The organism is Promicromonospora sp. NPDC110617 (assembly GCF_055598465.1).
On record NZ_JBVKBM010000001.1, the window covers coordinates 1,670,634 to 1,681,182 of the forward strand.

Here is a 10,549-nt window from a genome sequence, read left to right on the forward strand (position 1 = left end):
GCGGGTTCGGTCAGGATGACGACATGAACAACGCACCCGAGACACCCGGCGAGCAGGCGGACGAGACCTACGACGTCATCGTGATCGGTGGCGGGCCCGTGGGCGAGAACGCGGCGGACCGCGCCTCCCGCACCGGCCTGTCCGTCGCCCTGGTCGAGTCCGAGCTCGTGGGCGGTGAGTGCTCGTACTGGGCGTGCATGCCGTCCAAGGTGCTGCTGCGCGCGGGCACCGTGCGCGCCCTGGCGCGGGACACGCCCGGCTTGGCCGACCCGGGGGCGCCGGACGTCGCCGCCGTGCTGGCCCGGCGCAACGAGATCACCTACGACTGGGACGACTCCGGGCAGGTCTCGTGGGTCCAGAGCGCGGGCCTGACGCTCGTGCGCGGGCACGGCCGCCTCGCAGGCGAGAAGCTGGTGGAGGTGACGGTGCCACGGGCGGCGACGGGCGCCGCAGCTGCCGGCGGTGACGCGGCCGGCGGCGGCGAGGACGACGACTCCGACGTCGGCGGCGGGCTCGCGGAGGCCGAGACCGGCGACGCCCCGGTGACGCGGCTCCTGCGGGCCCGGCACGCGGTGATCGCCGCGACCGGCAGCGTTCCCGTGCTGCCCGACACCCCGGGCCTGGCGGCCGCCTCGCCGTGGTCGAGCCGGGAGGCGACGGGCGCGCAGGCGATCCCCGAGTCGCTGGTCGTGATCGGCGGCGGGGTGGTGGGCGTCGAGATGGCGAACGCGTACGCGGACCTCGGCGCGCAGGTGACGCTGCTGGCCCGGGGCGGCCTGCTGTCGAACGCAGAGCCGTTCGCGGGCGAGATGGTCGGCGAGTCGCTGCGGGCGATCGGCGTCGACGTCCGGACCGGCGTCGGGGTCGCCTCGGTCGAGCGGCCGGGCACGGGCAGCGACAACGAGCCCGCCGGCCCGGTGACGGTCACCCTGTCCGACGGCGGGACGATCACCGCCGCCGAGATCCTGGTCGCGACGGGGCGCGTGCCGCGCACGACCGACCTGAATGTGGAGAGCGTGGGCCTGGACGCGTCGAGCCTCGGCCGCGCCGGGGCGCTCGTCGTCAACGAGTCGCTCGAGGTGGTGGGCGTGCCCGGCGGCTGGCTGTACGCGTGCGGCGACGTGACGGGGCGGGCGCCGACCACGCACCAGGGCAAGTACCAGGGCCGCATCGTCGGCGACGTGGTCGCGGCGCGGTACGGCACGGAGGCCGGCGACCGGTCCCCGACGAGTGGTGACCCGGAGCCCGCCGTCGGACAGGAAGGCAAGCCGTGGTCGCGGTACGCCGCGACCGCCGACCACGGCGCGCGCGTCCAGGTGGTGTTCACCCATCCGCAGGTGAGCTGGGTGGGGCCGACGGAGCGCGAGGCGCGGGCCGCCGGGATCCCGGTCGAGGCCGTGTCGTACGACCTGTCTTGGGTGTCCGGCGCGAGCGTGGACGGCCCGAACTACACGGGCCGGGCCCAGGTGCTGGTCGACACGCAGCGCCGGGTCCTGGTGGGCGCAACGTTCGTGGGGCCGGACGCCGGCGAGATGCTGCACGCCGCGACGATCGCCGTCGTCGGCGAGGTGCCGCTGGACCGGCTGTGGCACGCGGTGCCCGCGTACCCGACGGTCAGCGAGGTGTGGCTCCGCTTCCTGGAGTCCTACGGCCTCTGAGCCAACTGGGGCTCGCTCCACTCACCTTTGAGGCCCGGGTTTCTTCGCTTTGGACGGTTCCACAGCGAAGAAACCCGGGCCTCAAAGGTGAGTCGCGGCGGCCCGGGTGGGGCCCGGGCCGCCGGGGTGGTTCAGCGGTGGATCAGCTCGTCGGGGTGAGCGAGCCGTCCGAGCTGAAGACCAGGCCGAGCGTGACCTCGCCCTGCTGCAGCGCCGACTTGGTCAGCGGGCCGCCGGCGTCGAGCGAGCGGAACTCCGCGAACTCCAGGCCGTAGGTCTCCTCGAGACCCGGCTGGCAGAACGGGCGCTCCGTGCACTCCGGCGGGCCGCCGAGCACGAGGCCGCCGCAGGCCTCGGCGAGGTCGCTGAGCGTGGCCAGGCTGTGCTCGTCCGCGAAGGCCTTGGTCACGGCGAAGGCGTTCTGGTCCTGCGCGGGGGAGGGCTCGCCGAACACGAGGCCCACCTCCTCGCCCAGCCCGGTCAGGCCCTCGACGGTCGTGTCGAGGTCGCTGCTCGCGACGGGCTCGGCGTCGGCCCCGTTGACGTCCTTGTTGATGAACTCGGTCAGGGTGCCGACGTACTCGGGGATCACCTGGACCTGCTTGCCGTCCTCCAGCGCGGGAAGGTAGGCCTCGCGGTTGCCGATGGTGGTCACCTCGGCGTCGTACCCGGCGGCGTTCAGCACCGTCGCGTAGATGGTGCCGAGCGTGGCGCTCTCGGCGAAGTCGGCGGCGCCGATGACGATCTTGCCGCTGCCGCTCTGCTCGGGGCTGTCCAGGCCGGCGTCGGCGACGAACTCCTCGGCGACCTCCGCAGACGTGCGCCGGTCGACGTCCACGGCCTTGTTCAGGCCGATGAGGGTGTCGGTGTCGAGCGCGGCGGACACGCTGTCGAGCAGCGGGATCAGCGTGTCGTCGCCCTCCACGGCCGCCGCGTTGATCGCCGGGATGATGTTGTCGACGGTCTGGAGCTGCTGGTCGTCCTCGAGCACCACCAGCTCGTCGCCCGGGACGGCCTCGCACGCGGCGAGGTCGCTGCCGCCGGTCGAGGTGCTGCCGCCGCCTCCGCCGGAGGAACCCGGTGCGCCACAGGCGGTCAGGAACGCGAGGGAGACGACGGCGGCCGCGGCGCCGAGCGCGCGCGGCAAGGACAGATGCGTACGGGGGAACTTCATCGAATGTCTCCGAACGTGGGTGGCGTACAACTGTTCTACGGCTTCGATCCGTCCCATTCGACCTCGGTCGGCGGTCGATGGCAAGGGATAAACCCCCTCGTGAGAATGTCGTTACATTTGGTCGGGCACCCCGGGGAGTTATTCCCGGAGCTGCCGTACTAGGCGGCGCGGACCCGGAGCGGGGCCGGGGTGGTGAGGTGCTGCCCGACGGCGAGCACGGCGTCGATCAGCAGGCAGAGCCCGGCGACCACCACGCCGCCCGCGAGCACCTCGCCGTAGCGCTGCGTGCCCATGCCGAACGCGATGATCTGGCCCAGTCCACCGCCCCCGGCGAGGGCTGCGAGCGGGATCGTGGCCACGACCTGCACGATCGTGACGCGCAGGCCCGCGGCGACCAGCGTGGTGGCCAGCGGCAGCTCGACCTGCATCAAGATGCGGCCGTTGCTCATGCCCATGCCACGCGCGGCGTCCTTGGCGTCGGGGTCGGCGCCGCGCACGCCCTCGTAGGTGTTGACCAGCAGCACCGGCACCGCGAAGAACGCGGCGGCGATGACCGTGGCGGTGTTGCCGAACAGGCCGCCCGCGGCGAGCAGCAGGATGATGCCGAGGGTCGGCAGCGCCCGGGAGGCGTTGGTCAGCCAGACGACCGTGCCCGCGCCCCGGCCGCTGTGGCCCAGCCAGGCGCCGGCCGGGATGGCGACGGCGGCGGCGATGGCCACGGCGATCGCGGTCATGACCAGGTGCTCGCCCGCGAGCTCGAGGATGCCGCCCGGCTCGGTCCAGGTCAGGGGGTCGTTGAGCCAGACGATCGCCTCCTGGACGACGCCGGTGGAGGCGCTCATGCGGTCCTCCCGCGCAGCCAGGGGGTCAGGGCTCTGCCGACGGCCCAGAGGGCGAGGTCGAGCACGAGGGCCAGCAGGATGGTCGCGAGCGTGGCCGTCATGATCTCGGCCCGGTAGAAGTTGTTGCGGAAGCCCTGGAACATGAGCTGGCCGAGGCCGCCGTAGCCGACCACGACGCCCACGGTCACCAGCGCGACGGTGGACACCGTGGCCAGCCGCAGCCCGGCGATGATGCTCGGCATGGCGCTCGGCATCGCCACCTGGACCAGCAGGCGTCCCGGCCCGTAGCCCAGGCCACGGGCGGCGTCGGTGACGGCGGGGTCCACGGTGGACAGCCCGGCCACGGTGTTGCGCAGGATGATGAGCAGCGCGTAGACCACCAGGCCCACCAGCACTGGCGTGCGGCCGATGCCGAGCAGCGGGGCGAGGATCGCGAACAGCGCCAGGGACGGCACGGTGTACAGCACGGCCGCGGTGCCGAGCACCGGTCCAGCCAGCCACCGGGACCGGGAGATCAGCGCGCCGAGCGGGATGGCGATGGCCGCCGAGATCGCGACGGCCTCGATCGTCAGGCCGGCGTGCTCGACGGTGCGCTGCCAGATCACGGGCGCGTTGTCGACCACGTACGACCAGGAGAACCACGGGTTGCCGGGCATGCCATAGAACCTATCGTGCTCTTCACCCGGTAGGTTCTATGCACATGGCCTCACGCACCGTGATCGAGCTGGACAACGTCCGCAAGTCCTTCGGCAGCGGCACCGTCGCCGTCGAAGGGCTGAGCCTCTCCGTGCACGAGCACGAGGTGCTCGCGCTCGTGGGGCCGTCGGGCTGCGGGAAGTCCACCACGCTGCGCATGGTGAACCGGCTGGTGGAGCCGACGTCGGGCCGCATCCTGCTCGACGGCGAGGACGTGACCACCACCGATCCCGTGGCCCTGCGCCGCCGCATCGGCTACGTGATCCAGAACGTGGGCCTCTTCCCGCACCGCACCGTCGAGGCGAACATCGCCACCGTGCCCGGCCTGCTCGGCTGGGACCGCCGGCGCACCCGGGCCCGGGTGGCCGAGCTCCTGGACCTGGTCGGCCTCCCCGCCGCCACGTACGCGAAGCGGTACCCGCACGAGCTGTCCGGCGGTGAGCGCCAGCGCATCGGTGTGGCCCGGGCGCTCGCGACCGACCCGCCGGTGCTGCTGATGGACGAACCGTTCGGCGCCGTCGACCCGGAGTTCCGCCGCCACCTGCAGACCGAGTTCCAGCGGATCCAGCAGGAGACCGGCACCACGGTGATCCTCGTGACGCACGACATCGACGAGGCGGCGCGCCTGGGCGACCGGATCGCCGTCCTGTCCCGGGGCGGCAAGCTGGAACAGGTGGCGAGCCCCCTCGCGGTGCTGGCCCACCCGGCATCGGAGCGGGTGCGCGACTTCATCGGCGACGGTGCGGCCTCGCGCATGCTCTCGCTCGCGGAGGTGCAGACGGGCGACCTGGAGGGTGTCGACCGGATCGTCGAGCCGGCCCCCGCGCCCGTGCGCCTGGGCGCGCGGCTGACCGACGCGTTCGAGGCGGTGGCCGCGCTGCCGGCGTCCGCCATGGGGCGCGTGCCCGTGGTGGGGGAGTCGGGCGAGCTCGTCGGCTCGCTGACCGCCGACGGCATCCTCGGCGCGCTGCGCCGGGCGGCGGACGCGGCGGCGGGGACGGCGGCGGACGCGGCCTGGGACGGATCGGACGCGGCCGGCCCGACCGCGGACGCCGCGGACGCCGAGGACGCCGCTGTGACCGACGCCGCGTCCTGACCTGCGCGCAGACCGGGACCCGAGGAACCTGCCCCGATAGTCTCGGGGCGTGACCAACGCACGCGTAGCCCTTGCGACCTGTTCCCAGCTGCCCGACCTCGACAAGGACGACGTGCCGCTGATCGCCGCGCTCGCCGAGCGCGGCGTGACGGCCGAACCCGCCGTGTGGGACAGCCCGGCGGTCGACTGGCAGGCCTACGACCTCGTGCTGGTCCGCTCCACCTGGGACTACTCGCCCCGCCACGACGAGTTCCTCGCGTGGGCGCGCTCGCTGCCCAAGGTGGCCAACGGCGCCGACGTCATCGAGTGGAACACCGACAAGCGGTACCTGCGCGAGCTCGAGGCCGCGGGCGTCCCCGTGATCCCGACGATCTGGCTCGACCCGGAGCGGCACCTGTCCAAGCGCGCCGTGCACACGCGCATGCCCGCGTTCGGCGACTTCGTGGTCAAGCCCGTCGTCAGCGCCGGCGCCCAGAACACCGGCCGCTACCAGCCGGTGTCCGCGCAGTCGCGCGGCAAGGCGATCGCGCACGCCACCCGCCTGCTCGACGACGGCCGCTGGGTCATGATCCAGCCCTACGTCACCTCCGTGGACACCACGGGCGAGACCTGCCTCGTCTTCATCGACGGCGAGCTCACCCACGCCGTCCGGAAGAATGCGCTGCTCACCGGGCCGGCCGAGGACTCGGGCGAGCTGTACGCGCGGGAGGAGATGGCGTCGTTCGAGGCCACGCCCGACCAGATCGAGGTGGCCCGGCGGGCGCTCGACGTGGCGCGCGCGGCCACCGGCTCGGACCTCACCTACGCCCGCGTGGACCTCGTCTCGGGCGACGACGGCGTGCCCATGGTCATCGAGCTGGAGCTCACCGAGCCGTCGCTCTGGATGAAGTACGGTGCGGGCGTCGAGGGCAAGCTCGCCGACGCCGTGGTGAAGCTGCTCGGCTGAGCGCGACACCGCCGTCGGGTCCGACGGCGTCGGGACCGCCGGCGCCGTCGGGCAATGCGAAAGGGCCCCTCGCCTGAGCGAGGGGCCCTCTTGCACATGGGGTGAGCGACGGGACTTGAACCCGCGGCCCTCGCGACCACAACGCGATGCTCTACCAGCTGAGCTACGCCCACCATGTTCGCCGATCGTGGACCGGCGACCGTCGAAAAGCATACATGGTCAGCGGCCACGAACCGAACTCAAATCTACGGAGCGAGCTGCTTCGTGACGGACGTCTCGGCGACGCTCGCCGCGGCGGCGCGCGCGGTCGCCGTGTCGGGGCCGGGCTGCGCGGGGAACAGGACCTCGCGGTAGTAGCGCAGCTCGTCGATCGACTCCAGGATGTCGGCCAGCGCGCGGTGCCCGCCGTCCTTCTTGGGGGAGGCGAAGTAGACGCGCGGGTACCAGCGGCGCGAGAGCTCCTTGATCGACGACACGTCGATGATCCGGTAGTGCAGGTACTCCACCAGCTCGGGCATGTGCAGGTCGAGGAAGGACTTGTCCGTGCCGACGGAGTTGCCGGCCAGCGGAGCCTTGCCCGGCTCGGGCACCCACTCGCGGATGTAGGCCAGGATCTGCTCCTGGGCCTCCTCGAGGGTCAGGCCCTCGTCGAGCTCCTCGAGCAGGCCGGACGTCGTGTGCATGGTGCGGACGAAGTCGTTCATCTGCGCCAGCGCCTCGGCGGGCGGCTTGACGAGGACATCGACACCGGTGCCCAGGACGTTGAGATCGGAGTCGGTGACGATCGCGGCGACCTCGATCAGCGCGTCGGCGCGCAGGTCGAGGCCGGTCATCTCGCAGTCGATCCAGACGATGCGCTCGTTGGGGTTGGGAAGGCTCACCGGCCCAGCCTATTCCGTCCGGCGCCGGGGGTGTTCCGCTGGGTGCGGTACGGGGGCTCGGGCTGCGCTGCTCGACGTCGGCATCTTCCTGCGAGGTCGGCAGTCGGCGTCGAGGTCGGCATCTTCCTGCGACGTCGGCAGTTGGCGTCGAGGTCGGCACAGGCCTGTGCCGACCTGGATGCAGACTGCCGACTTTGTGCGGCAAACTGCCGACCCCGCGCGGCGTACCACCGAGCCGGGTAACACGAAGGCCCTTCCGCGAGGCGACCAGGTCGCTCGGGGAAGGGCCACGATGTCCGACGGCGGTCGGAGTGCTGTTGCGCGTTGGATCGGCCGGTCGGCAGCGCCGGTCAGGACGGCATGCCGGACGGTCGCGTCAGATCAGGCGGAGCCGCTTGGTGCGCTTGGCCGTGCGGCGCTCGGGGCGCTCCCGCAGAGCGCGCTCCTGGGCACCGGCAACCTCCGCGCGGCGGGCGATCTCGGCGACCTGTGCGCGGCCGATGTAGTAGGCGGTCTGGGCATGCATGTCCGTGGTCCTTCCAGGGGTGGGGAGAGGTGACGGTCGCAGCGGGCGTGCTCCGGCCGGGTCGCGGTCGGTGCTCCTCAGTGTTTCCGTCGTGTTACATCATCCCAGATTCCGGAAATGCCGCGCAAGGCGGACAGGGGTGACGTGCAGCACCCCGTTGCAGGTCAGCGGCGTGCGGAGCCGGCCCGCGGGGTCATGTCCCCACAAAGAACGAAGCAGAGCGTGTGAGGGACACACGCTCTGCTTCGGGGATGTCGGCCGCGCCGGTCGCCGGTGGCGTTCCGGCGGGCGCCGTACGGATCATGCGGATCGCGCGCGCAGGGCGGGTGCCGGTGCGCGGTGGTCGCGGTCTGCGGCGCGGGCCTCGGCCCGGCGTCGCTTCTGCTCCTCGCGGAGCTGGCGAGAACGCCGGTGTTCCTCGGCGTCCTGGAGGCGTTCCCGGTGAAGGGTCTGCGCCAGTTCGTACTCGGTGTGCACGTGAGTGCCTTTCGTGACGCTGGATTGCCGGTCTCCCGACAGAGGGTCTGGCCGGACCCTGTCCACCGCCCGGTATGGGACCGGACGGACGTCACCGCGGTGTGCCTTGAGCCTCCCAGGAGACGGCGGTGCGGCGCACGGCTTTTTTCGCGCACGTGTCAGACGTGCAGGTCACCCGGGTGACCTGCACGTCCGACAACGTGCGGGCGAAGTTGCTAAAGATTCCTTGCGCAAGTTCTCTTTAGCGTCCTACGCTCGGCGCATGTCCGAGCAGATGCAGCCAGAGGTCCAGGGGTTCACGCGGCCGACGTCGCCGGAGGACACCGTCATCTCGCAGACCGAGGCCATCAAGGCCTTGGCCCACCCGCTGCGCATCCGGCTGCTCGGCCTGTTCCGCCCCGGGGTGGAGCTGACCGCCACCCAGTGCGCCGAGCGCACGGGGGAGTCCGTGGCGAGCTGCTCGTTCCACCTGCGTCAGCTCGAGAAGTACGGGCACGTCGAGCGGGCCGAGGCGCACGGCAAGGAGCGCCCGTGGCGGGCGGTCAGCCGCGGGTTCAGCATCCGCCCTGACCTCGCGGACCCGGAGTCCTGGCCCGCGGCGAAGGCGTTCGGCAGCATGTTCATCGCCGAGCAGTTCGCCGCCCTGCAGCGCTGGCTCACCGACGCCGAGCGCGACGACCCGGACTGGCTGTACGCCACGACCCAGACCCACCAGGAGTACTGGGTGACGCGCGACGAGCTGGACGACCTCTCCCGGCGGCTCGAGGAGCTCACGGCCGCCTTCCGCGGTCGCGGGGAGGACCCGGCGAAGCGCCCGCCGGGCGCCCGGCGGGCGCACCTCTTCGGCGCGGTCTGGTCCGAGATCCCGGACCCGGAGGGTGAGGACGCGTGACCACCACCGAGCCGACCGCACCGGGTGACGGCGCCGGCCCGGGCGACCCGTCCGCCGTCGTGCAGCCGCTGCCGGCCGATCCCGCCCGGTACCTGCGCACCCCGGTCTTCCGGACCCTCGTGGTGGGCTGGACGCTCGCCAACGTGGCGGACTCGCTGCTCACGCTGCTCATGGCGGTCTGGGTCGCGGACCTGACCGGCAGCGCCGCGCTTGGCGGCGCGACGTTCGCCTTGCTGGGCCTGCCCGCGCTCGCCTCGCCGTTCCTGGGGTACCTCGCCGACCGGGTGTCCCGGCGGCGCATGCTCGTGGTCGCCTACGTGGTGGGTGCGCTCGGGCTGGTGCCGCTCTTCTGGGTGACCCGGGCGGACCAGGTCTGGATCGTCTTCGCGTCCACGCTGGTGTACTCGGCGGTCGCCTACGTGACGGGCGCCTGCCAGTCGGGCATCCTCAAGGACCTTCTGCCGAACGAGGCCCTGGGGCACGCCAACGGGCGGCTCTCGATGATCGACCAGGTGTTCCGCGTGGCCCTGCCGCTGTTCGGCGCGGCGGTCTACGCCCTGGTGGGCGTGGTGCCGCTGGTCGCGGTGGCGATCGCGGGGTTCGTGGGCGCGGCGGTGGTGCTCGGCCTCGTGCGGGTCACCGAGTCGCGGTTCGAGGGCGAGCCGGGCGAGTCGTACCTCGCGGCCACGACGGCCGGGTTCCGGCACCTGTTCGGCACCCGGCCGCTCGGCGGGATGACCTGGAACGCCGTGATCGTCTTCGCGTCGGTCGGCCTCGTGAACGCCGTCGTCTTCGCCGTGCTCGACGGGCTGGGACTGCCCGCGGCCTGGCTCGGCCCGCTCACCGTGCTGCAGGGTGTGGCAGGGTTCGTCGCCGGCGCGGTCACGCCGCGCCTCATGCTCCGGTTCGGCCGGCCGCGCGTCTACGCGTTGGGGATCCTCGCCGGGGGCCTGGCCCTTGTGCCGCTCCTGTTCGACTGGGTGATCCCCGTGGTCGTGAGCCAGGCCCTGCTCGGCTTCGGGGTGACGTCCGCGATCATCGCGTGGGTCACGGAGCGCCAGGTCCGGACGCCGGAACGGCTCCAGGGCCGGGTCGCCGCCGCGGGGCACCTGGTCAACAACCTGCCGGGCACCGTGGTGACGGCCCTCGGTGCGGGGCTGCTCGCGGTCGTGGACTACCGGGTGCTGGTCCTCGCCAACGTGATCGTGGTGGTCGGAGCAGGGCTGGTCGCCCTGCGCCTGCGCCGCACGCCCGACCCGGACGTGGGGGGAGACGCAGGGGCCCCCGTGGGGTGGGAGGGTTACAAGGGCTGGTTCGGAGCCTCCCCGGGGGGGCCTCTGGACCCCCCAGGTCGCTCCCCC

At 72.6% G+C, this 10,549-nt stretch carries 10 protein-coding genes and 1 tRNA gene; 5 read left to right on the forward strand and 6 right to left on the reverse strand.

The window, feature by feature from the left end; all coding sequences use genetic code 11:
* The first annotated feature begins 23 nt into the window (after nt 1–23).
* The gene (locus ACZ7LE_RS07345) at nt 24–1,658 is read left to right on the forward strand and encodes a dihydrolipoyl dehydrogenase family protein (RefSeq protein ID WP_470402635.1); all 1,635 of its coding nucleotides are present in this window, start codon (nt 24–26) and stop codon (nt 1,656–1,658) included.
* Nucleotides 1,659–1,800: 142 nt separating this feature from the next.
* Here ACZ7LE_RS07345 and ACZ7LE_RS07350 read toward each other — a convergent pair whose 3' ends face one another.
* From ACZ7LE_RS07350 to ACZ7LE_RS07360, 3 genes are all read right to left on the reverse strand, one after another.
* Nucleotides 1,801–2,832, reverse strand: coding sequence for an ABC transporter substrate-binding protein (locus tag ACZ7LE_RS07350; RefSeq protein ID WP_470402636.1), 1,032 nt, complete (start codon nt 2,830–2,832; stop codon nt 1,801–1,803).
* A 158-nt stretch (nt 2,833–2,990) separates the two neighbouring features.
* Nucleotides 2,991–3,674 (reverse strand): ABC transporter permease, encoded by a 684-nt coding sequence (locus ACZ7LE_RS07355; RefSeq protein ID WP_470402637.1) that lies wholly within the window; start codon nt 3,672–3,674, stop codon nt 2,991–2,993.
* The gene (locus ACZ7LE_RS07360) at nt 3,671–4,330 is read right to left on the reverse strand and encodes an ABC transporter permease (RefSeq protein WP_470402638.1); all 660 of its coding nucleotides are present in this window, start codon (nt 4,328–4,330) and stop codon (nt 3,671–3,673) included. Before ACZ7LE_RS07360 ends, ACZ7LE_RS07355 begins: the two co-directional genes overlap by 4 nt.
* 44 nt (nt 4,331–4,374) lie before the next feature.
* Here ACZ7LE_RS07360 and ACZ7LE_RS07365 point away from each other — a divergent pair, with 44 nt between their 5' ends.
* Both ACZ7LE_RS07365 and ACZ7LE_RS07370 read left to right on the forward strand, forming a co-directional pair.
* Nucleotides 4,375–5,466, forward strand: a complete 1,092-nt coding sequence (locus tag ACZ7LE_RS07365; protein WP_470402639.1) for an ABC transporter ATP-binding protein — start codon at nt 4,375–4,377, stop codon at nt 5,464–5,466.
* 49 nt (nt 5,467–5,515) lie between these two features.
* Nucleotides 5,516–6,412, forward strand: a complete 897-nt coding sequence (locus tag ACZ7LE_RS07370) for an ATP-grasp domain-containing protein (RefSeq protein WP_470402640.1) — start codon at nt 5,516–5,518, stop codon at nt 6,410–6,412.
* A 97-nt stretch (nt 6,413–6,509) separates the two neighbouring features.
* On the opposite strand, the gene ACZ7LE_RS07375 is transcribed toward ACZ7LE_RS07370, so the two are convergent.
* The 3 genes from ACZ7LE_RS07375 to ACZ7LE_RS07385 all read right to left on the reverse strand — a co-directional run bounded on the left by ACZ7LE_RS07375 (nt 6,510) and on the right by ACZ7LE_RS07385 (nt 7,819).
* Nucleotides 6,510–6,585 (reverse strand) — tRNA-His (locus tag ACZ7LE_RS07375).
* 72 nt (nt 6,586–6,657) lie between these two features.
* Complete coding sequence (orn, locus tag ACZ7LE_RS07380) at nt 6,658–7,293, reverse strand: oligoribonuclease (RefSeq protein WP_357479895.1); 636 nt, start codon at nt 7,291–7,293, stop codon at nt 6,658–6,660.
* Nucleotides 7,294–7,669: 376 nt separating this feature from the next.
* A complete protein-coding gene (locus ACZ7LE_RS07385) occupies nt 7,670–7,819 on the reverse strand; it encodes a hypothetical protein (RefSeq protein ID WP_020013234.1) in 150 nt (49 codons plus the stop codon).
* 739 nt (nt 7,820–8,558) lie between these two features.
* On the opposite strand from ACZ7LE_RS07385, the gene ACZ7LE_RS07390 reads away from it, so the two are divergent.
* On the forward strand, nt 8,559–9,188 hold the full coding sequence (locus tag ACZ7LE_RS07390) for a helix-turn-helix domain-containing protein (protein ID WP_470402641.1): 630 nt from the start codon (nt 8,559–8,561) through the stop codon (nt 9,186–9,188).
* On the forward strand, nt 9,185–10,549 hold a 1,365-nt coding region (locus ACZ7LE_RS07395), incomplete at its 3' end, for an MFS transporter (protein WP_470402642.1). The genes ACZ7LE_RS07390 and ACZ7LE_RS07395, both read left to right, overlap by 4 nt.

What these genes read in the sequence shown, in the direction of transcription:
- ACZ7LE_RS07385 (WP_020013234.1), bottom strand. Translation starts at nt 7,819, where the DNA reads ATGCATGCCCAGACCGCCTACTACATCGGCCGCGCACAGGTCGCCGAG.
- ACZ7LE_RS07350 (WP_470402636.1), bottom strand. Translation starts at nt 2,832, where the DNA reads ATGAAGTTCCCCCGTACGCATCTGTCCTTGCCGCGCGCGCTCGGCGCC.
- ACZ7LE_RS07360 (WP_470402638.1), bottom strand. Translation starts at nt 4,330, where the DNA reads ATGCCCGGCAACCCGTGGTTCTCCTGGTCGTACGTGGTCGACAACGCG.
- ACZ7LE_RS07355 (WP_470402637.1), bottom strand. Translation starts at nt 3,674, where the DNA reads ATGAGCGCCTCCACCGGCGTCGTCCAGGAGGCGATCGTCTGGCTCAAC.
- ACZ7LE_RS07345 (WP_470402635.1), top strand. Translation starts at nt 24, where the DNA reads ATGAACAACGCACCCGAGACACCCGGCGAGCAGGCGGACGAGACCTAC.
- ACZ7LE_RS07390 (WP_470402641.1), top strand. Translation starts at nt 8,559, where the DNA reads ATGTCCGAGCAGATGCAGCCAGAGGTCCAGGGGTTCACGCGGCCGACG.
- ACZ7LE_RS07365 (WP_470402639.1), top strand. Translation starts at nt 4,375, where the DNA reads ATGGCCTCACGCACCGTGATCGAGCTGGACAACGTCCGCAAGTCCTTC.